This is a genomic window from Acinetobacter pittii, assembly GCF_034067285.1.
Classification (GTDB): Bacteria; Pseudomonadota; Gammaproteobacteria; order Pseudomonadales; family Moraxellaceae; genus Acinetobacter; species Acinetobacter pittii_E.
This window is the reverse complement of sequence record NZ_CP139286.1, coordinates 2,989,590-3,009,951: the sequence shown is the minus strand read 5'-3', so window position 1 is coordinate 3,009,951 and position 20,362 is coordinate 2,989,590. Positions and strand designations below refer to the sequence as shown.

Below are 20,362 nucleotides of genomic sequence, written 5' to 3'. Positions count from 1 at the left end.
TTAAAAACAAACAGTTAAGAATGAAAATTGTATCTGTTTTAAAACTTGGTTATGCTAATGGAGTTAAGATTAACCGTCGGTTCTAGGCAATAAGCTCTAATGACTCTACAACACTTACGCAAGTATGCTTGGTTTGTGTTCCTAATGACTTTGGTCATTGGGTGGAGTGGTGTGTCTATTGCTCAGACGCCGATGCAGCATGATCTTCATACAATGCCGTGTCATAGTGAAAAAAATTCGCATAAGAATATGCATGTTCAAACAGATGATCAGACTATATGTCATCAAAATATGACACAGTCTCTTAACTCGCATGGTGAGCATTGTCAGGACTGTAACCCAGTTCATTGTCAGATTGTGAATCTGGCATTACAGCAAGCATTACCGGATCTTGAATCACAATTCATTCCTATTTCCTCTCAATTTAGCAGTATTTATCAGGCTCAGCATTTAGCCGGATACTGGCAAGAGATTTTACGCCCACCTAAAGCTTAATCCTTACTTACTTATTTTTTTAATTAAAAAGGATTACAGCAATGTCTCATAAAACAATTAGCAGCCTCGTCGCTGTATTTGGTCTATTGGTTTCCCCATGGACTCTTGCCGCAATTAAGGAATATCACCTGAATATTAATGAACAGCAGGTGAATATTACGGGTCAACCGTTAAAGCGAATTACAGTAAATGGAAAATTTACAGCCCCACTTCTTGAGTTTGAGGAAGGAGATGAGGCTGTGATTCATGTTCATAATCAATTAAAGAATCAAGATACGTCTTTACACTGGCATGGGGTGTTACTGCCAGGGTTAATGGATGGCGTACCGGGTTTCAATGGTTTTAAAGGAATCGCGCCAAACGGAGATTTTGTTTACCGCTTTAAGGTGAAACAAAACGGCACCTATTGGTATCACGCCCATAGTAAAGGCCAAGAGCAAGATGGTTTATATGGCCCGCTCGTGATTTATCCGAAAGGAAAAATACCCGTAGCTGCACATGAAAAAACTGATCGTGATTATGTGGTGATGCTTTCAGATTTTCATAACTCTTCTAGCGATAGCATTATGAAGAATTTGAAAAAATCTGCGGAGTATTATCAAAACCGCCGTGAAACCGTATCGGATGTTTTAAAGCAAGTTAAAGCACAAGGCTTAAAAGCAACTTGGCAAGATCGTTCGATGTGGAATCAGATGCGAATGTTAAAAACCGATATGTCTGATGTGACGGGCTATACCTTCTTAGTCAATGGTAAGACACCAGAGCAGAATTGGACAGGTAACTTTAAAGCTGGCGAGAAAGTTCGATTACGATTTATTAATGCATCGGCAATGTCATTCTTTGACGTTAAAATTCCAAATTTGAAAATGACAGTTGTAAGTACAGACGGGCAGCCAGTTAAGCCTGTGGCAATTGATGAGTTTCGTATTGGTACCGCCGAAACTTACGATGTCATTGTAGAACCTAAACAGCCAAATTATCAGATTGAAGCAGAGTCTATTGACCGCAGTGGTTTTGCCATCGGTACTTTGCATAATGAAAATACTCAGGCGGTTGGCCCAATTCAAATGCCAGAGCCACGTCCACGCGCTTTATTGACTATGGACGATATGGGCATGAACCATGGTGATGGGGCGAGTGATAAACATGCTGGCCATCAAATGAACATGCAACATGACATGTCGACTATGCCTGAAATGAAAAAAGAGGCGGGCCAGACTAATCATGATCATGCAATGATGAGCAGGGATCATGACATGAAAAATATGTCATCTGAAGAACATGATCATTCTATGATGCAAATGAAGCACGACATGTCAGCGATGCCTGAGATGAAGCATGATATGCCGGCAATGCCATCGGGTGAGCATGACCACGCTATGATGAATATGAATCATGAGATGCCGACTCAATCTGAGAATAAGCCTAAAAAGAATGAACCAGTTTATGGCTGGGCAAATGCTTCAACGCCAGCGGGTATGAAAGCACTGCAATATAGCGATTTGCAGTCTTTAAGTCCTCAACCAGATACACGTGCGCCAGAGCGAGAGTTAGTCATTCGTTTAGGCGGCAACATGGAGCGTTATATCTGGACTATTAATGGCAAGAAGTTTAGCGAAGCTGCGCCATTGCAAGTTAAATATGGTGAGCGTATCCGCTTGAAGTTTGTGAATGACAGCATGATGGCGCATCCAATGCATTTACATGGCATGTTCATGCAATTGGAAAATGGTCAGCAAGCTGAAAACTTACCAAATAAACATACCATTATTGTTCCGCCAGGAAAGACCGTTACTGCGTTGCTGACAGCCGATGCCTTAGGAGAATGGGCGATTCATTGCCATCTGCTCTATCACATGAGTGCAGGCATGATGAATAAATTAATTGTTGCTCAAGTCAACGATGAGCAACAACCCGCTCAGACCCAGCCAACTGTTCAATCTGAAAATGAGAAAGGAGCTAGTCATGCGCATCACTAAGTTATTTTCTCAAATGATATGTTGCGGTGTTTTCTCTGGTGTATCGGTTCTTGCTTTGGCACAAGAACCCTTAACACATGATCATTTACGTGAACATGGTGGACAGATCTATCAAGCAACAAAAATTGATACTGGCTGGACTCAAAATGAAGAAGGAGAAGGCAGCTTTTCTTCTGAATTAGAAACTTGGGTGGGAACTGATGAAAATAAATTATTCATCAAAGCTCATGTTGAAAAAGCCGAGTCGGAAGATGCTAATTACGGCAGTTCAGTACTTTACAGTCGAAATGTAGCCGATTATTGGGATGTACAGGCTGGAGTAAACTATGAGCGTTCGCAGAGAGAAGATGAAAAGCAAGATCGCTGGGCTGGTGTAGTCGGTTTACATGGCATGGCACCTTACTTTTTTGAAACCGATGCTTATCTTTATGCAGGTGAAGATCAGCTATGGAAGTTAAGTTTAGAAACGGAAAGGGACTTACTCTTTACCCAAAAGTTAATTGGTAAACCTTACTTAAAAGCAGATGTTATTTTGCAAGATGAATCTCGCTATGCAAGTAAAACAGGGTTATCAAATTTACAAGTTGGTTTTCAAACCCGTTATGAAATCAACAAAAAAGTGATGCCGTTTGTTGATGTTGGTTACGGCTATGAAAAAGGTTTAAAACAAACTGCTTGGCAAACTGGAACCGACTCAGAACATGGCTGGTATTATGGAGCAGGGTTAACACTTAAGTTCTAATTGCCGAACAAAAAATAAGCTTAATGACATGCCATTGGTTTATACTAATGGCATTGTTTTTTGTGTCAGTTATGGTGCACAGATGGCTTTAGAAAAACAACAGAATCAAATACATTTAAGTAAAACTAGTTCTAACTGCGGGTGCTCAAGCGTACCGTCTCAGGAGTATTCTACTCCTAGTGAACCTGTGACTAAAAAGAGTCAATGGGTAAGTTATTATCATATTCCTCGTATGGATTGTGCAGCCGAAGAGCAAATGGTGAGGATGGCTTTGGCCTCTTACGCTGACGATATCCAAGAGCTTCATTTTGACTTACCAGCACGACATTTGGCGATTTATCACAGTGTTCAAGCTGAAATGATTACTCAAAGTCTACAGCGTTTAGGGCTAGGGGCCGAACTACAACAAACACAGCCACATTATGAACCCGTTGAAAAACCGAAAAAGGTTCGAGCCAGTTCTTCAAGTAATGCAGCACAAAAGCAAGTTTTACAATGGTTGCTACTGATTAATGGGGTCATGTTTGTCATTGAGTTGATGGCAGGCATTATTGCTTCATCGACAGGTTTAATTGCTGACTCGCTTGATATGTTTGCCGATGCTGCAATTTATGGCATTGCTTTATTTGTGGTAGGTAAAAATCTAAATGCACAATTAAAGGCTGCGCATCTTTCTGGATGGTTTCAGTTCGCTTTAGCCATGCTTGTGTTAATCGATGTATTGCGCCGTTTTATGTATGGTAGTGAACCTGTTTCAATTCTCATGATTTTAATTGGCGGATTAGCGCTTGCAGCCAATATTAGTTGCCTTTATTTAATGAGAGACCATAAGGAGAGTGGGGCACATATGAAGGCGAGTTATATCTTTTCTGCAAATGATGTCATCGTAAACTTAGGTGTCATTGTTGCAGGAATATTGGTTGCCATGACAGGCTCTCGTTATCCTGATTTGATTATTGGATTAATTATTGTTTTGTTTGTCTTAAATGGTGCACGAAAAATTTTACAGTTAAAAAGTGAATAAGATTCTCTAAGACAGGCGAGCTTTAGATAGGGTTTGCCTTCATTTTTTATTTTAAAGTAAACTGAGTCCTCACATAAAGGAGGAACGACCTCCCCCATAATGGGTAATCATGTCGGGACGACCTGACACTATAAAAATTAGTGAATGTTATGGCTTGGGCTATTTTAATTTTAGCAGGTGTATTTGAAATCATTTGGGCATATTCTATGAAAATGTCCGAAGGTTTTACCCGTTTAACCCCTAGTATTATTACCGTAGTTTTTATGATTTTGAGTGTAATTCTACTTTCAATTTCAATGAAAACTTTACCCCTTGGCACTGCCTATACGGTTTGGACAGGAATTGGCGCAATCGGGTCATTTTTAGTCGGTATTTTCTTTCTTCATGAGCCTATTGGCGCTATGCGAATGATTGCCGCTGTCTTGATTGTGTCAGGTTTGGTTTTAATGAAAATTTCATCGCCGTCCTAAGAGAATAAACTATGTTGCTGTCTTATAAGTATATCAATTCGCCTGTTGGGCAATTAAAGCTAGTTGCGAATGAAAATGCTTTGGTGGCAGTACTTTGGGACAATGAAAATCCAAAACGTGTTCGGCTGGCCGAGCTGGTCGAACAACTTGAACATCCCGTTTTATTAAAGACCGAACAACAATTAGAAGAATATTTTGAAGGTAAGCGGCGTGAGTTTACATTGCCACTAGATTTTGAAGGGACTGCATTTCAAAAGCTGGTCTGGTCTGCTTTACTGACCATCCCTTATGGCGAAACAAGAAGTTATAAAGATATAGCTGTTCAAATTGGAAATGAAAAAGCGGTGAGAGCAGTGGGCGCGGCAAATGGCAAAAACCCGATTTCAATTATTGCACCTTGTCACCGAGTCATTGGTGCGGGTGGTGCTTTAGTGGGTTTTGCTGGCGGGCTTGATAAGAAAGATATTTTATTAAAACTAGAGCAACAATGAGCCGTTTTTGCGCTCGATTTTTTTAGACTTTTCTACTAAGCTGTCAATTATGATATTTCATAAGGCTGGTGCTTTACTGCATCACTTTTTTGAAATATTGATCTTATTCAACAAACTTTGGATGTTCTAAAAATGGCTGTCGGTGACGTAACAATGCCACAAATGCATGTGGTAAAAGGTGTAAAAATTGGCTCAACAGAAGCATATGTACGTTACCAAAACCGACGAGATTTAGTCATTTTTGAGTTTGCAGAAGGTTCAAATGTTGCTGGTGTATTTACTCAAAATGCATTTTGTGCAGCGCCTGTTCATGTCTCTAAAGCCCATCTTGCCGAAGGTAACCCTCGTTATTTAGTGATTAATACGGGTAATGCCAATGCGGGAACTGGGCCTACGGGGTTGAAAAATGCTCAGGATACTTGTGCGAAGTTAGCAGAGCTTGCTGGAGTAAACAGTTTTGAAGTTCTTCCATTTTCTACGGGTGTGATTGGTGAGCAGCTTCCAATGGAGCGTTTACTTGCTGGTTTGCAGCCGGCGTTAAATACTTTGCAAGACACGGCTTGGAATGATGCTGCATCTGGCATCATGACGACAGACACCGTACCTAAAGGTGCATCTGAACAATTTGAACTTGATGGTATGACTTATACCATGACAGGTATTAGTAAAGGCGCTGGAATGATTCGCCCGAACATGGCAACCATGTTGAGCTTTGTGGCAACAGACGCACCTATTCGCCGTGATTTAGTACAAAAGCTATTAAAGACTACGGTTGAGCATTCATTTAACCGTATTACGATTGATGGCGATACCTCAACAAATGACTCTTGTATTTTTGTGGCAACTGGTCAGGCGGGTGGCGCTGAAATTACATCGGAAAGCGATGCACGCTACGCTAAAGTGTTAGAAGTACTTGCTCGTGTAATGAATCGTTTAGCACAGTTAATTGTCCGTGATGGTGAAGGCGCGACGAAGTTTATTACTGTGGCTGTAGAAGGCGGCGCAAATACTCAAGAATGTTGTGACATTGCTTATAGCATTGCGCATTCACCACTGGTCAAAACTGCACTTTTTGCATCGGACCCGAACTGGGGGCGTATTTTAGCTGCAATTGGCTATGCAGGAGTTAAAGACTTAGATGTGTCTAAAATTCAAGTATGGTTAGACGACGTACAAATCTGTAAAGACGGCGGTGCAGCTGAGGACTATACCGAAGAGGCGGGCGCGCGTGTTATGGCTCAAACCGAAATTACCATTCGTGTTGATTTAGGACGTGGTCAGGCCAAAGACACGGTATATACCTGTGACTTATCTTACGACTATGTCAAAATTAATGCTGATTACCGTTCTTAAATATCAGTTATAATCAAGCCTCGACAAAGAGGCTTTTTTATTAGCCCCATCTTTTGATATTAAATGATTCAATCCGTAAATCATTTAAGCAGTAACGTTATATGCGAGCAGGTATGCCAGCATGAAGGATAGAGAAGACGTTTTATGAGTGATGCGACTTTAATTGCCAACGATGCAAAAAACATTGTACAAGCGCATTTAGACCGTTTAGGTGAGCCAAAAGACAATCGCTTAAGTGAAGAAGCAAAACAGCAAAAGTTTGCACAGATCGAAGCAGAGCTCAAAAAACGTGATGCTGTCCTTGTTGCTCATTATTATTGCGACCCTGAAGTACAAGAACTTGCCGAAAAAACTGGTGGATGCGTTTCTGACTCTTTAGAAATGGCCCGTTTCGGACGAGATCATGCTGCCTCAACACTGGTTGTGGCCGGTGTTAAGTTTATGGGAGAAACAGCAAAAATTCTGTCTCCTGAAAAAACAATTTTAATGCCGACACTTGAAGCAACCTGTTCACTTGATTTGGGCTGTCCTGTCGATGAGTTCACGGCATTTTGTGATCAGCACCCTGACCACACTGTAGTTGTTTATGCTAATACATCGGCTGCTGTTAAAGCACGTGCAGATTGGGTCGTGACATCAAGCTGTGCGGTTGAAATTGTTGAGCATCTAGACAGCTTAGGTGAAAAAATTATTTGGGCACCAGATCAGCACTTAGGTCGCTATATTCAGAAGAAAACTGGTGCAGATATGTTGCTTTGGGATGGCGCATGTATTGTGCATGAAGAATTCCGTGCGCGTGGTATTGCCAACATGAAAGCACTGTATCCAGACGCTGCTGTATTGGTACATCCTGAGTCACCAGAGTCAGTTGTAGAAATTGCGGACGCGGTAGGTAGTACGTCTCAACTCATTAAAGCTGCGCAGACTTTGCCAAACGAAAGACTCATTGTGGCAACAGACCGCGGTATTTTCTACAAAATGCAGCAAGCTGTACCGAATAAGATTTTAGTTGAAGCGCCAACAGCGGGTGAGGGGGCAACTTGTCGTTCATGTGCGCACTGTCCGTGGATGGCAATGAATGAACTTGACGGAATTTTAGAAGTTTTACAAAAAGGTGATCAGGAAATACACGTCGATCCAGCGCTTGCTGAACGTGCCAAAATGCCTTTAGATCGAATGTTAGCCTTTAGTGCATCGTTAAAACGTTAAAAAACCTCAAAATGCTTGTTAAATATACATTTGATAAGGATTTTTAACTTTTTTTGAGAATAGGTGTTGACGTCTGAGGGCGTCGCGCCTAGAATGCACACCGTACCGCACGATGTGCGATACAGCAAAAGCTGAGATAGATCGGAGCATAGCACAGCCTGGTAGTGCACCTGGTTTGGGACCAGGGGGTCGTAGGTTCGAATCCTACTGCTCCGACCACTTAAAATAATATTTTAAGATCGGCGAAGTATCGCATGATAAGCATCATCGGTTAAGCGCCTGTAGCTCAGTTGGATAGAGCATCCGCCTTCTAAGCGGATGGTCACAGGTTCGAATCCTGTCAGGCGCGCCATTCGGTAGCTTGGTACATAGAACTTATTTGATGGTGGATGTAGCTCAGTTGGTAGAGCCCTGGATTGTGATTCCAGTTGTCGCGGGTTCGAATCCCGTCATTCACCCCAATTTCGGAGCATAGCACAGCCTGGTAGTGCACCTGGTTTGGGACCAGGGGGTCGTAGGTTCGAATCCTACTGCTCCGACCATATTTAAAAGCGTTCAAGCTTTCTAAAATATCCCAAATATTAAAATCATTTCTTCTAGTCTTACAGATAGAAGGGATTTTTTTGTTTTCTAGTTCGAAATTTTAATTCATACATACTCCAATCTTTGAATTTCTTTATATAAGCTCTGTTCTCTGTTCTCTGTTCTCTGTTCTCTGTTCTCTGTTCTCTGTTCTCTGTTCTCTGTTCTCTGTTCTCTGTTCTCTGTTCTCTGTTCTCTGTTCTCTGTTCTCTGTTCTCTGTTATTGATATTTTTGCCTTAACTCATCTTTTTCTTGTTCTGATAAGAATGCGATCTTTAGTCCATTTTCTTGAGCTGTATAAATTTGCTCAGGACTTAAACCAGCTAAAGGGGCAGCAGTTAAATACTCATGTTGTATCTCAATGCCTTCTACCGCAGGGTCATCTGTATTAATAGTGGCAAGCACACCATGTTCTAAAAAAGTCTTTAATGGATGTTCTGCTAGTGAGGGTACTGTATTGGTTTGAATGTTTGAAGTGAGGCAAGATTCAATACCAATCTCATGTTTAGCCAAATAATCTAAAAGTTTTAAATCTTGAACTGCTTTAACACCATGTCCAATTCGTTCAGCACCTAATTCTTCAATAGCTTGCCAAATACTTTCAGGACCAGCAGCTTCGCCTGCATGTACTGTAATATGCCAACCTGCATCACGTGCTCTTTTAAAGTGATCAATAAATAAATTACCCGGAAAACCAAGCTCATCTCCAGCGAGATCCAACGCTTTAATATCATTTTTATGGGCGAGTAGAGCATTTAACTCTTTTTCGCAGGCTTCTTGACCAAAAGTACGGCTCATAATGCCAATTAAATTCGCTTTTACCCCGTAAGCTTGACTGCCTTCTTTCACACCAGCAATAACTGCTTCGACAACACCTTCAAGGGGGAGTTGATGTGTCATTCCCATATAACCTGGTGAAAAACGCAGCTCTACATAATCTAGATCTTGCTGTGCTGCATCTTGCATGTTTTCAAAAGCAATACGTTTGCAGGCATCTAGGCTCGCTAATACCTTTACGCCCCAATCGAGCTTTGATAAGAAACTTAATAAGTCAGGTTGGTTATCCATCACTTGTACATGCGGGCGTAAAGATTCAATGTCGTAGGCAGGTAAATCTAAATTGTATTGTTGCCCCAAGTCTAAAATGGTTTGAATGCGGATGTTGCCATCAAGATGACGGTGTATATCTGTAAGCGGAAGGGTTTTTGTAATCATAGATTTCTTCTTATCTGTTTGTATTAATTCATCATGCCTGTTTAAGACTGCTGATAAAAGTTTGGTTTTGCTATGTTTTTGTGAAAAGCGTTGAGTTGAGTTTTTTGAACTTACTATATTTGTATAAGTTTTAATTTTGATGACATTGTTCTGGCCTAAGAAGACAACGCAGTCTGTGTAAGATACGAGCATCAAGATTTTTATTGTTTTTAATTTCGCTGAGCCTGTTTTTTGTTGACTCTTTAAGAGTGGATTGGCTGAAGAATGGTCATTGGTATTTTGCCTTTTAGTTGTAAAGATGAATAAAGGCTTGCTAAAGACCAAACTGATAAAGCGATTAATTTATCTGTAGAAATCTATTTCTGGCAAGTAAATGAAAAAGAAGAAATAGGAAGCGCTCAAATGAAGTCGGTACTTTGTCATCAAGCAAAATTACAAGTGGTGGACCAACCGAACTTAACGCCTGCAAAAGGGCAGGTGTTATTGGAAGTGGTGCGATGTGGAATTTGTGGCTCTGATTTACATATGCAGCATCACTGCGACCACATGCATGATCTGGCAGCACGTGTCGGGTTTAATGGTTTAGCCAAGTCTACAGACCCATTTGTACTAGGACATGAGTTCTGTGGCAAGGTTTTAGACTACGGCCCAAAAACACGTCACAAATTTAAAGCCGATACACTTGTTTGCGCAATGCCGCTTTTAAATGTAGATCAGCATGGGTACTTGTCTACAGGGCTTTCTCCAAATGCTTCCGGTGGTTATGCCGAGCAAGTATTGGCCCAATCGAGCTTGATGTTTGAAGTACCCAATGGCTTGGATGCTGATAGCGCCGCCATGACTGAACCTATGGCGGTTGCATTGCATGCCGTTCGCCGTAGCCGTGTGAAAACCAGTGAGCCTGCTATTGTGATTGGCTGCGGACCTGTTGGGCTAGGCGTTATATTAATGCTTAAAGCTGCGGGAGTTAAAACCGTGGTTGCCAGTGACTTTTCACCAAACCGTCGTAAGCTTGCCGAGCAATGTGGTGCTGATATTGTAGTAGACCCTAAAGAGACATCGCCATTTGCCAACTGGAAAGAATTTGGTTTGCTTGGCAATGTTTCAGACGCGATTAATATGGGTATGGGGCTGTTTGATAAGTTGCAAGCGACACGCTTACCTTGGTGGCATGGATGGCGCATGATTGATAAGTTAGGTGCTCTGCCAAAACGTCCTGTTATTTTTGAGTGTGTGGGTGTACCGGGTGTTTTAAAGCAAATTATTGAAGGTGCACCTTTATTTTCCCGAATTGTTGGGGTGGGGGTATGCATGCAAAGTGACAAAATAGAACCCGCACTTGCAATTAATAAAGAGTTAGAAATTCAGTTTGTGTTGGGATATACACCGCTTGAGTTTAGAGATGCGCTGCATATGATTGCAGAAGGTAAGGTGAATTGCTCACCGCTCATTACCGGTGTCGTTGGTTTAGAGGGGGTTACGAGTGCATTTGAAGCATTACGTGACCCTGAACAACATGCCAAAATCTTGATTGACCCTAAACTTAGCGGTTCAGATATTCAATTGATGAGTCATTAATTCAAAGTCATTTATGCTTAACTAAAAAGATTGTGATCTCATCAATTACAATCTTTTTTTATGTGTATAGAACGCACAAAGTGACTCAGCTAATTTGAATTGCTCTTTAGTTGTTCTAACTCTTGGTAAATCCACTCAACAAATTTTTGAATAGTCGGTGAGATGTCTTGGCTTGAGTGAATGAGATAGTACTTTCGGCTGCCTTTTAGTTTTTTATTAGAAACAATCACCAGTTCTTTTTTTTGTAGTTCAGATTCAATCAACATTTGCGGAATTAAAGCCATACCCATGTCATGACTGGCGGCAACGGCAAGCATTGAAAATAACTCATGGCGCTGTCCATCAAAAGGTTTAGGGTGCTGCATGTGATGAGTCAGAAACCATTCTTGCCAAATGCTAGGCCGAGTGGTTTGTTGTAGTAGGGGAATTTTTAGCAAATCCTCGCAGCTTAAATCATAGGTATTTTCATTGATCATCACCGCATCTGGAAAATACTTTTCGATCAACCTTGGTGAGCACACAGGTACAATTTCTTCATCCATTAAATAATGTGCTTGTATGCCGGGCCAGTGGTCAATTTGCTGTTGCGTACCTGCAAAAATCGCAGCATCAAAAATGTTATCGTTAAATAAAAAAGGCTTGGTGCTGGTTTCTAAATGAACGGTAATTTCAGGATACTTTTGATTTAAAAGATGAAGTTTGGGTAACAGCCAGCGCGTTGCAAAGGTAGGAACGACGCCTAATTTTAGAGTTCCGCCTAAACCTTTGTGAGAAATCACATCGGCCGTACATTTCTCTAACCCCAATAAATAGGGCTTAATACTTTTGAAATATTGTTGTCCTGCAATGGTCAGCTCAACACCATGTCGAGTACGAATAAATAATTCAACTCCTAAGAAGTCTTCTAACTGCTGAATTTGGCGAGAGACTGCGCTTTGGGTAATGCATAACTCTTGCGCAGCATAGGTATAACTTAGATGTTTTGCTGCACTTTCAAAGCAAATCAGGCCCTGAATAGACGGGATGCTTCTTCGCATAGATAAATCCTTTTATTTGTCGTCATATTTCGAAAAAGCATATGACCTAAATGCAGATATCAAAGTTTAGTATAAAAATAAGCCATTTTTAATGAAATACAATGAATTAAATATCTAAATTTAACGCGTCTTGTTTTAAATATGCGTAAGTTGCATATCTGCATGAACATTTATCGTTTGATTACTGCATTTTTCACGCATAACATCGAGTTAAAGAAAGAAGATTAAATCAAGCAGAGGATGCGATGAATCACATGGTGACAACAAAAAAAGCAAAAGTTCAATTTAACTGGCAAGACCCATTTTTAATTGAGCAGCAGCTTACCGAAGATGAACGCATGATTCGTGATGCGGCTCATGCCTATTGCCAAGAACGACTGCAACCCCGTGTACTTGAACAATTCCGTCATGAAAAAACAGATCCGTCTATTTTTCGTGAAATGGGAGAGCTTGGTTTACTTGGTCCAACCATTCCTGAGCAATATGGCGGCGCGGGTTTAAACTATGTGAGTTATGGTTTGGTTGCGCGTGAAATTGAATATGTCGATTCGGGCTACCGCTCTATGGCGAGCGTGCAAAGCTCATTGGTGATGGTCCCAATTAATGAATTTGGTACCGAAGAGCAAAAGCAGAAGTACTTACCTAAACTAGCTACGGGTGAATACATTGGCTGTTTCGGTTTGACTGAACCTGACCATGGCTCAGACCCGGGCAGTATGATTACCCGCGCTAAAAAAGTTGACGGTGGTTACCGTTTAACTGGCGCAAAAATGTGGATTACCAATAGCCCAATTGCTGACGTATTTGTCGTCTGGGCAAAAGAAGTTTCTGCTGAAGGCAATGTTGGTGATATTCGCGGTTTCATTTTAGAAAAGGGTTGGGAAGGTCTATCTGCACCAGCAATTTATGGCAAGGTCGGTTTACGTGCCTCGATTACAGGTGAAATCGTGATGGATAACGTATTTGTACCTGAAGAGAACGCGTTCCCTGAAATTCGAGGTTTAAAAGGCCCATTTACCTGTCTAAATAGCGCCCGTTATGGCATTGCATGGGGCGCTATGGGTGCTGCTGAGTTCTGCTGGCATACCGCACATCAATACACCATGGACCGTAAACAATTTGGCCGTCCGTTGGCTGCAAATCAGTTAATTCAAAAGAAACTGGCAGATATGCAAACTGAAATTGCATTAGGCTTGCAAGTGGCGTTACGTTTTGGCCGTATGAAAGATGAAGGCATTGCATCAGTTGAAGGCACATCCCTAATTAAGCGTAATAACTGTGGGAAAGCGCTTGATATTGCTCGTATGGCACGTGACATGATGGGTGGAAACGGTATTAGTGACGAATTCGGCGTAGCACGCCATTTGGTTAACCTTGAAGTCGTAAATACCTATGAAGGCACACATGACGTTCATGCTTTAATTTTAGGCCGTGCACAAACAGGCATCGCGGCATTTAGTAACTAACTCATTCATTTTTAAAGGATCGAGGTGTTCTTTCGAGAGCACCTTTAGGGATTTTTACGCAAAAATTTATGGAAAATGACAAGATTCATCGTAAGGATACTCATGTAAAGATGTGCCTCTGTGTACTTAAAACCAAATGTAAGATGATGAAAATATAGAAGATTAAGTCATACAGAAAACATAAGTAGGCTACCGATGACTCATTTGGGAAAATGAGGAACTAAAGATGAACAATGACGTTCAAATAATATCGAAAGAGTTGAGAACTACATTTCCAAGTAACCTTGGAACATATGAAAAGATCGGCCCTCATACATGGAAATGGGCGTTGTTATTTGCCTATTTTGCGATGGTGGTCGATGGCATTGATATTATGCTGCTGTCTTATAGCTTGACCAGTTTAAAGGCAGAGTTTGGTTTAAGTACCTTTCAAGCAGGTGCCTTAGGTAGTGCTTCTTTGGCTGGGATGGGTATTGGCGGTATTTTGGGTGGTTGGGCATGTGACAAGTTTGGCCGTGTACGAACGATTGCTAACTCGGTAACCTTCTTTTCGGTAGCGACTTGCTTATTGGGTTTTACGCAAAGCTTCGAGCAATTTATGGCTTTACGTTTTATTGGTGCTTTAGGAATTGGAGCACTCTATATGGCATGTAATACCTTAATGGCTGAATATGTGCCAACCACTTACCGTACAACGGTCTTGGGTACGCTACAGACGGGTCAGACCGTAGGATATATTGCCGCGACGTTGTTAGCAGGGGCGATTATTCCAGATCATGGCTGGCGCGTTTTATTCTTCCTGACTGTAGTACCTGCTTTCGTTAATATTTTCCTGCAACGATTTGTGCCGGAGCCAAAATCTTGGCAGCTCACCAAAATTGAAAGCTTGCAAGGCAACAAACAGTCTAAAGAAATAGCTGTAGCTGAAAAGCCCAAGAGTGGCAGTATCTACAAACAAATTTTTAATAACTTTAAGCACCGTAAAATGTTTTTGTTGTGGATGACCACAGCATTCTTCTTGCAGTTCGGCTATTACGGCATTAACAACTGGATGCCAAGTTATTTAGAAACAGAAGTGCATATGAACTTTAAAAACTTAACCAGTTATATGGTGGGTTCATATACAGCAATGATTCTAGGCAAAATTTTAGCAGGTTATCTTGCTGACAAATTTAACCGCCGTGCTGTTTTTGTGTTTGGAACAATTGCCAGCGCCGTGTTTTTGCCAATCATTATTTTCTTCAATACCCCTGACAACATTTTGTATTTATTAATCACTTTTGGCTTCTTATATGGCATTCCATACGGTGTGAATGCGACTTATATGGCTGAAAGTTTTTCAACTGATGTGCGCGGAACAGCCATTGGCGGTGCTTATAACATTGGTCGTGTCGGGGCAGCGATTGCACCAGCTACCATTGGTTTCTTGGCGTCGGGTGGTACGTTTACCATGGCTTTTATTGTGATGGGCGCTGCGTATTTTGTAGCGGGTGTATTGCCGGGCTTATTTATTAAAGATCGTCAGTACGATCCGCAAAAACAATCATAAACAATGACATGAAGGTATTGAGTACCTTCTAAAAAGATAAGGGTATCGTTATGGGTGCATTACAAGGAATTCGGGTTTTAGATTTAAGTCGTGTACTTGCGGGACCATGGTGCGGGCAAATCTTGGCAGACCTTGGCGCGGAAGTGATTAAAATTGAACGTCCTCGAGTAGGTGATGACACCCGTATGTGGGGACCACCATGGATGCCCGACCAAGACGGAAACATGACCCGTGAATCTGGTTATTTCCAGTGTACTAACCGCAATAAATATTCGGTTGCAGTGGACATTACCACACCTGAAGGTCAGGCTTTAATTTATGAAATTGCCAAAACTGCCGATGTCGTTATTGAAAATTACAAAACAGGGTCTTTGGCTAAATATGGCTTGGACTATGCGTCATTAAGCGAGCTCAACCCAAATATTGTGTATTGCTCCATTACTGGGTTTGGACAGGACGGACCTCGTGCAGAAGAACCTGGCTATGATTTTATTATTCAGGGTATGTCTGGCTTAATGAGCATTACTGGTGAGCCTGATGATGTGGCAGGTGGTGGTGCGCAAAAGGTTGGCGTGGCTGTTGTAGATATTCAAACTGGATTGTATTCAACTATTGCCATTCAGGCAGCTTTGATTGCACGCTCGCACACGGGACGTGGTCAATATATTGATATGTCACTCCTTGATGTGCAGGTCGCGGCACTGGCAAATCAGGGAATGAACTATTTAGCTTTGGGTAAAGCACCACAGCGCATGGGTAATCAACATCCGAGTATCGTGCCGTATCAGACTTTTAAGGCTAAAGATAAAGAATTTATTATTGCTTGTGGTAACGATAAACAGTTTAAAGATTTATGTATTGCGATTGGCTATCCAGAACTGCTCGAAAATGAAAAGTTTGTGCGCAACCAAGACCGCGTAAAATATCGAAATGAACTGATTCCTTTATTGTCGGAACACTTTTTGCGAAAAACTGCCAAAGAATGGGTCGACATGATTCATGCCTTAAAAGTACCTGTAGGTGTTATCAACTCTGTTGAAGATGCTTTGGCTGAACCACAAATCGTACATCGCAATTTGGTGGTGAATATTCCTCATCGTTTAAATGAAAACTTCCAAACGATTGGTTCACCAATCAAACTGTCTGATACTCCGGTCGAATATCATCATGCACCGCCAGAGCTTGGTGAACATACTACTCAAATCTTATCGAGATTTAAAACAGCAGATGAACTGGCCGCCTTAAAGGAAAAGGGCATTATTGATGGAAAAATTGCTTAATTAAAATCTCATTTATTTAATTGCAGCTCTAGGGCTGCAATTATAAATTTTGGTTAATATTAAATAATTGGTTAATCGAATTTTTCATATTTATGGCAAGTGTTTCATCGAAACCATCGACTAAAAAGCGGCTAATGAGCCCTTCAATCACTGTATAGATCAACTCAGATAAAGCTTCACCATTTGGCATATTACAGTTTGCGGCGATGAGTTCTTTAATCCATTGTTTATGGGCTTTTGAAATCGAAATGATGTCTTGATCATCTTGGTTAGATTCAGCAACAGCTCTTACAAATAAACAGCCCTTAAAGAAATCTTGTCTAAACCAATGGGTGTGCCAATCCAGAATCTTATTGATGGCTTCTAACCCCGTTGCATCTCCCACATAGCCCAAAAGGCTTTGCTTAAACCGTTCATCACGAGCAACGAGCACAGACTTAACCAGTTGATTTTTATTTTTATAGTAGGTGTACATCGTGGTTTTAGAGCAGCCGGATTCATCGCGAATCAGGTCGACGCCAACTCCGACAAAACTATTTTCATTAAATAACTTCTCGGCTGTATCTAATATTTTTAAGGCAGATTTAGACATAAAACTTTTCCAAAAAATAAAATAGTACAGATCTGTACTATTTGGAATTTTATCTATATGCTTTTTAAAAAGCAATGTCTGTTTAAGGAAAAAAACCATGTTCTCGATCTTTTATGGCAAAGAAAAACTGGCTTCATCGCCTACTAAAATTGATATTTTACGAAGTCTTATTGGGGGGACGGTCAGTATTTTTATACTTTTGTGGTTGAGCAAGCTCACACACAATATATTTATCATGGCACCGTTTGGCGCGACCTGTGTATTGCTCTATACCGTGTCTCAGTCACCTTTGGCGCAGCCGAGAAATATTATATTTGGGCATCTTATTTCGGCTTTTGTAGGTTTATTTTTTCTAAAATTTGTTGGTGTTTCCATTTTTACAATTGCTTTATCAGTGGGCTGTGCTATTGCGCTCATGCAAGTGTTTAAATGCATTCATCCACCTGCTGGGGCTAATCCTCTGGTTATTTTACTCACCGCGAGTAGCATACATTACGAGTGGAGCTTTTTAATTTTCCCTGTTTTAGTAGGTGCTGTGTCTTTAGTTTTGGTGGCGATGCTCATTAATAATATTAAAGCGAGTAGCAAGTGGCCGATGTATGGTTTGGGAATTTTAAATAGTAAAAAGTAGAAAAAGCATGAAGTGTTTTGAGCTGAGAAATAATAAAAGTATTCACTACACCAAGGTAGTGAATACTCTTGAGTGTAATTATGATTTTTTAGAAATACGTTCTTCGATGGCAAATTTGAGCAAAGAAGCACTGCGGTAAAAACCATGTGCGAACTTTCCAAATGGCATAGTAATGAAGAATGTCATGACTGTAGCTAAATGGAAAATCAGTAAAAGTGCCATGTAAGGGGTATTACGAAATGCCATGAGTGCTAGCCCTGAAGCGCTAACGATAAGTAGAAGGAAAATAAAGCCTCGATCTACAGGTTTTTGCTCACGGTCACCATGCAACGGATGACGTTTAAGATTTAAATAGAGTAAGCCAGATGGTCCGACAACTAAGCCGATTCCACCCAAAGTTCCTAAAATGACAGGCAAGCTTAGGTAAGGATAAGGTGCATGTAGGTCAAGAAAATAATGATATAACGTCGCTACACCTGTAGCTGCAAAGCAGAGCATAAAGCCATAAAACGTCAGGTGATGGAACACACGGCGGATTTGTGTGTAACGGTCATCTTGTTCATTACAGCCTTTGCCATGTCCACCATCTAAATATTTAAGCGTTAAAACATTTTGAGAGGCTTGAATAAGGTCGGGTTTTTCAACTTTGCCGTGAATAACTTTAGACGTCTGTCTCCAAAATTTACTAATTCCAATGCCGAGCAAAACAATCGCAACTGTAAAGGTCGCTCCAAAAAGTAGAGCTAAAAAGTTATGCGGGAAAATTGCATAGAAATTACCTTGGTAGCCTGCAAACAGGTCAGTGCCTTTGTACCACACCACAGCTAACATGCATAAAAAGAAAATAGCTGATAATGCTGAGACAAAAGGAATACCAACCGATTTATAAAGTCGACCTAAAGGTTGAGGTGTAGCAAATTCTTGGTAAGTTTCTAAACGTACTTGCGCCATCGCTTTAGGAATGTTTACCCCAAACTCATGCGGTGGGGCATATTGGCAAGCGTGTAAACACGCACCACAGTTATGACAGAGGTTTGCGAGGTAATGAATATCGGCTTGATTAAACTCAAGACGTTTGGTCATGGCCGCAAATACAGCACAAAATGACTCACAGTAGCGACAAGCATTACAAATTTGTAAGGCTCTTTGAACTTCCTGCTCATGGTCAGAGAGCTGAACAACTGGAATTAGGGCTTTAGTACTAGCATTCATGTTCAACTCCTTGTGAAAGTGCATAGTGGGCTGCATTTTTTCCGGCAATGCGTCCAAACGTCGTTCCGATCGACATACCGACACCTGCGGTATAACCCTGACCAAGTACGTTACCTGCCATCATTTCACCTGCGACAAATAGGTTGTGGCTTGGCTTGTTGTTAAAACGCACAGCAGCATCGTCTTCGACTTTTAAACCTAAATAGGTAAAGGTAATGCCGGGTTTAAGGGCATAGGCATAGAAAGGTGGTTGATCGAGAGGAACGGCCCAATGAGTTTTGTTGGGAACAATATTTTCGGTGGTGCAGTCATCTAAAACGGTATGGTTAAAGGTGCCTTGCACACAGGCTTGATTAAATTCTTCTACGGTGTGGCATAAGATTTTGACATCTAGCCCGATTTTTTCGGCTAACTCTTGAATGCTATTTGCTTTTACGCCAGAAAATACAGGTGGCATAAAGCGACCAATCGCTTTTGAATCAATAATCGAATAAGCAATTTGCTGTGGCTGTTTGGCAACAAGACGGCCCCAAATGGCATAACGCTTTGGCCAGAAGTCTTCACCTTCGTCATAAAAACGTTCGGCTTTATTATTGACCACAATACCTAATGAAACGCAGTCAATTCGTGTACAAATACCGCCGTCATATAATGGTGCGCGTGCATCTACGGCGACACAATGTGATTGTGATGGGTCACCAATAATATCGGCGCCTTGATCTATCATAAATTTAAGCAAGTTGCCTTGATTAAAGCGGGTACCACGAATAATGAAGTTATCGGCAGGCCATTCGCCGTTCTCATTTTGTCCCCATGCTTCTCTTAACCATTCCAGATTTGACTCAAAACCGCCTGCGGCCAATACACAGCTTTTCGCTTTAAATACACGACCATCTTCCGCAATTGCAGCTTCAAAATGTCCTTGATTTAACTTTAGATCTTTAATTTTTGTGTTGTATAAAATCTCAATGCCAAGTTCTTGGGCACTACGGTAATACGCATTAATAAGAGCTTTACCGCCACCCATAAAAAAGGCATTGGTACGTGCAACATGCAAAGCACCCGATAGTGGCGGCTGAAAATTCACGCCATGTTTACGCATCCAGTCACGGCAGGTCGCCGTGCTACGAATAACCAGACGAGCTAAATGTTCATTGGTTTTGCCCGCAGTCACTTTAAGTAGGTCTTGCCAATATTCTTCTTCGGGGTAGGCATCGACTAATACATCTTGAGGAGCATCATGCATGCAACGGAGGTTACGAGTGTGTTGGGAGTTACCACCACGCCACTCTTTGGGCGCTGCTTCTATTATCAGTACAGAAGCACCACTTTCTTTTGCTGTGAGCGCGGCACATAGTGCGGCATTCCCACCACCAATTACAATCACATCATGCATGGATTTCTCCCTTTCTCAGCTAGGGCTAATGTAGCTTCAAAAGGGAAGATGAAGTGAGAG

General features: G+C 41.3%; 18 protein-coding genes and 4 tRNA genes. 17 read left to right on the top strand and 5 right to left on the bottom strand.

Annotated features, from left to right (window positions below; translation table 11 throughout):
- Window positions 1–99: 99 nt before the first annotated feature.
- The 12 genes from SOI81_RS14190 to SOI81_RS14135 all read left to right on the top strand — a co-directional run bounded on the left by SOI81_RS14190 (window position 100) and on the right by SOI81_RS14135 (window position 8,305).
- Window positions 100–495, top strand: coding sequence for a hypothetical protein (locus SOI81_RS14190; protein ID WP_239976195.1), 396 nt, complete (start codon window positions 100–102; stop codon window positions 493–495).
- Window positions 496–536: 41 nt separating this feature from the next.
- Window positions 537–2,474 (top strand): copper resistance system multicopper oxidase, encoded by a 1,938-nt coding sequence (gene pcoA / locus SOI81_RS14185; RefSeq protein WP_320540929.1) that lies wholly within the window; start codon window positions 537–539, stop codon window positions 2,472–2,474.
- A complete protein-coding gene (gene pcoB / locus SOI81_RS14180) occupies window positions 2,461–3,216 on the top strand; it encodes a copper resistance protein B (RefSeq protein ID WP_239976193.1) in 756 nt (251 codons plus the stop codon). Before pcoA ends, pcoB begins: the two co-directional genes overlap by 14 nt.
- A 28-nt stretch (window positions 3,217–3,244) precedes the next feature.
- The gene (locus SOI81_RS14175) at window positions 3,245–4,240 is read left to right on the top strand and encodes a cation transporter (protein WP_320540928.1); all 996 of its coding nucleotides are present in this window, start codon (window positions 3,245–3,247) and stop codon (window positions 4,238–4,240) included.
- A gap of 149 nt (window positions 4,241–4,389) precedes the next feature.
- Entirely contained in the window at window positions 4,390–4,710 is a 321-nt protein-coding gene (gene sugE / locus SOI81_RS14170; protein ID WP_057104785.1) for a DMT family transporter, read from the top strand.
- Between the two features lie 11 nt (window positions 4,711–4,721).
- Window positions 4,722–5,201, top strand: coding sequence for a methylated-DNA--[protein]-cysteine S-methyltransferase (ogt, locus tag SOI81_RS14165; protein WP_016144407.1), 480 nt, complete (start codon window positions 4,722–4,724; stop codon window positions 5,199–5,201).
- Between the two features lie 132 nt (window positions 5,202–5,333).
- The gene (gene argJ, locus SOI81_RS14160; protein WP_224993368.1) at window positions 5,334–6,554 is read left to right on the top strand and encodes a bifunctional glutamate N-acetyltransferase/amino-acid acetyltransferase ArgJ; all 1,221 of its coding nucleotides are present in this window, start codon (window positions 5,334–5,336) and stop codon (window positions 6,552–6,554) included.
- Window positions 6,555–6,698: 144 nt separating this feature from the next.
- Window positions 6,699–7,763: a quinolinate synthase NadA gene (gene nadA / locus SOI81_RS14155; protein WP_002115913.1), complete on the top strand. Its 1,065-nt coding sequence runs from the start codon at window positions 6,699–6,701 to the stop codon at window positions 7,761–7,763.
- Between the two features lie 142 nt (window positions 7,764–7,905).
- Window positions 7,906–7,982: transfer RNA gene (locus SOI81_RS14150), tRNA-Pro, on the top strand.
- Window positions 7,983–8,038: 56 nt separating this feature from the next.
- Window positions 8,039–8,115: transfer RNA gene (locus tag SOI81_RS14145), tRNA-Arg, on the top strand.
- Window positions 8,116–8,148: 33 nt separating this feature from the next.
- Window positions 8,149–8,224: transfer RNA gene (locus SOI81_RS14140), tRNA-His, on the top strand.
- Window positions 8,225–8,228: 4 nt separating this feature from the next.
- Window positions 8,229–8,305: transfer RNA gene (locus SOI81_RS14135), tRNA-Pro, on the top strand.
- A gap of 260 nt (window positions 8,306–8,565) precedes the next feature.
- Here SOI81_RS14135 and add read toward each other — a convergent pair.
- Entirely contained in the window at window positions 8,566–9,561 is a 996-nt protein-coding gene (gene add / locus SOI81_RS14130) for an adenosine deaminase (RefSeq protein WP_239976191.1), read from the bottom strand.
- Between the two features lie 402 nt (window positions 9,562–9,963).
- On the opposite strand from add, the gene SOI81_RS14125 reads away from it, so the two are divergent.
- Window positions 9,964–11,139 carry a zinc-binding dehydrogenase gene (locus SOI81_RS14125; RefSeq protein ID WP_320540927.1) on the top strand — a complete coding sequence of 392 codons (1,176 nt, stop codon included), beginning with the start codon at window positions 9,964–9,966 and terminating at the stop codon, window positions 11,137–11,139.
- An 89-nt stretch (window positions 11,140–11,228) separates the two neighbouring features.
- Here the strand turns inward: SOI81_RS14125 and gcvA are convergent, their stop codons facing one another.
- On the bottom strand, window positions 11,229–12,176 hold the full coding sequence (gene gcvA, locus SOI81_RS14120; protein ID WP_239976189.1) for a LysR substrate-binding domain-containing protein: 948 nt from the start codon (window positions 12,174–12,176) through the stop codon (window positions 11,229–11,231).
- A 245-nt stretch (window positions 12,177–12,421) separates the two neighbouring features.
- Between gcvA and gcdH the strand changes: the two genes are divergently transcribed.
- From gcdH to SOI81_RS14105, 3 genes are all read left to right on the top strand, one after another.
- Window positions 12,422–13,642, top strand: a complete 1,221-nt coding sequence (gene gcdH, locus SOI81_RS14115) for an acyl-CoA dehydrogenase (protein WP_239976188.1) — start codon at window positions 12,422–12,424, stop codon at window positions 13,640–13,642.
- A 226-nt stretch (window positions 13,643–13,868) separates the two neighbouring features.
- Entirely contained in the window at window positions 13,869–15,191 is a 1,323-nt protein-coding gene (locus SOI81_RS14110; protein ID WP_239976187.1) for an MFS transporter, read from the top strand.
- 50 nt (window positions 15,192–15,241) lie between these two features.
- Window positions 15,242–16,471 carry a CaiB/BaiF CoA transferase family protein gene (locus tag SOI81_RS14105; RefSeq protein WP_239976186.1) on the top strand — a complete coding sequence of 410 codons (1,230 nt, stop codon included), beginning with the start codon at window positions 15,242–15,244 and terminating at the stop codon, window positions 16,469–16,471.
- 40 nt (window positions 16,472–16,511) lie between these two features.
- Here the strand turns inward: SOI81_RS14105 and SOI81_RS14100 are convergent, their stop codons facing one another.
- Window positions 16,512–17,063, bottom strand: a complete 552-nt coding sequence (locus SOI81_RS14100; RefSeq protein ID WP_239976185.1) for a TetR/AcrR family transcriptional regulator — start codon at window positions 17,061–17,063, stop codon at window positions 16,512–16,514.
- 97 nt (window positions 17,064–17,160) lie between these two features.
- Between SOI81_RS14100 and SOI81_RS14095 the strand changes: the two genes are divergently transcribed.
- Window positions 17,161–17,694 (top strand): HPP family protein, encoded by a 534-nt coding sequence (locus SOI81_RS14095; RefSeq protein ID WP_239976184.1) that lies wholly within the window; start codon window positions 17,161–17,163, stop codon window positions 17,692–17,694.
- 78 nt (window positions 17,695–17,772) lie between these two features.
- On the opposite strand, the gene tcuB is transcribed toward SOI81_RS14095, so the two are convergent.
- Window positions 17,773–18,906 carry a tricarballylate utilization 4Fe-4S protein TcuB gene (tcuB, locus tag SOI81_RS14090; protein ID WP_239976183.1) on the bottom strand — a complete coding sequence of 378 codons (1,134 nt, stop codon included), beginning with the start codon at window positions 18,904–18,906 and terminating at the stop codon, window positions 17,773–17,775.
- Window positions 18,896–20,302 (bottom strand): FAD-dependent tricarballylate dehydrogenase TcuA, encoded by a 1,407-nt coding sequence (gene tcuA, locus SOI81_RS14085; protein ID WP_239976182.1) that lies wholly within the window; start codon window positions 20,300–20,302, stop codon window positions 18,896–18,898. Before tcuA ends, tcuB begins: the two co-directional genes overlap by 11 nt.
- Window positions 20,303–20,362: the final 60 nt, after the last annotated feature.

Excerpts from the sequence above, each read along its gene's own strand:
- SOI81_RS14190 (WP_239976195.1), top strand. The coding sequence starts at position 100 with ATGACTCTACAACACTTACGCAAGTATGCTTGGTTTGTGTTCCTAATG.
- pcoA (WP_320540929.1), top strand. The coding sequence starts at position 537 with ATGTCTCATAAAACAATTAGCAGCCTCGTCGCTGTATTTGGTCTATTG.
- pcoB (WP_239976193.1), top strand. The coding sequence starts at position 2,461 with ATGCGCATCACTAAGTTATTTTCTCAAATGATATGTTGCGGTGTTTTC.
- SOI81_RS14175 (WP_320540928.1), top strand. The coding sequence starts at position 3,245 with ATGCCATTGGTTTATACTAATGGCATTGTTTTTTGTGTCAGTTATGGT.
- sugE (WP_057104785.1), top strand. The coding sequence starts at position 4,390 with ATGGCTTGGGCTATTTTAATTTTAGCAGGTGTATTTGAAATCATTTGG.
- ogt (WP_016144407.1), top strand. The coding sequence starts at position 4,722 with ATGTTGCTGTCTTATAAGTATATCAATTCGCCTGTTGGGCAATTAAAG.
- argJ (WP_224993368.1), top strand. The coding sequence starts at position 5,334 with ATGGCTGTCGGTGACGTAACAATGCCACAAATGCATGTGGTAAAAGGT.
- nadA (WP_002115913.1), top strand. The coding sequence starts at position 6,699 with ATGAGTGATGCGACTTTAATTGCCAACGATGCAAAAAACATTGTACAA.
- add (WP_239976191.1), bottom strand. The coding sequence starts at position 9,561 with ATGATTACAAAAACCCTTCCGCTTACAGATATACACCGTCATCTTGAT.
- SOI81_RS14125 (WP_320540927.1), top strand. The coding sequence starts at position 9,964 with ATGAAGTCGGTACTTTGTCATCAAGCAAAATTACAAGTGGTGGACCAA.
- gcvA (WP_239976189.1), bottom strand. The coding sequence starts at position 12,176 with ATGCGAAGAAGCATCCCGTCTATTCAGGGCCTGATTTGCTTTGAAAGT.
- gcdH (WP_239976188.1), top strand. The coding sequence starts at position 12,422 with ATGAATCACATGGTGACAACAAAAAAAGCAAAAGTTCAATTTAACTGG.
- SOI81_RS14110 (WP_239976187.1), top strand. The coding sequence starts at position 13,869 with ATGAACAATGACGTTCAAATAATATCGAAAGAGTTGAGAACTACATTT.
- SOI81_RS14105 (WP_239976186.1), top strand. The coding sequence starts at position 15,242 with ATGGGTGCATTACAAGGAATTCGGGTTTTAGATTTAAGTCGTGTACTT.
- SOI81_RS14100 (WP_239976185.1), bottom strand. The coding sequence starts at position 17,063 with ATGTCTAAATCTGCCTTAAAAATATTAGATACAGCCGAGAAGTTATTT.
- SOI81_RS14095 (WP_239976184.1), top strand. The coding sequence starts at position 17,161 with ATGTTCTCGATCTTTTATGGCAAAGAAAAACTGGCTTCATCGCCTACT.
- tcuB (WP_239976183.1), bottom strand. The coding sequence starts at position 18,906 with ATGAATGCTAGTACTAAAGCCCTAATTCCAGTTGTTCAGCTCTCTGAC.
- tcuA (WP_239976182.1), bottom strand. The coding sequence starts at position 20,302 with ATGCATGATGTGATTGTAATTGGTGGTGGGAATGCCGCACTATGTGCC.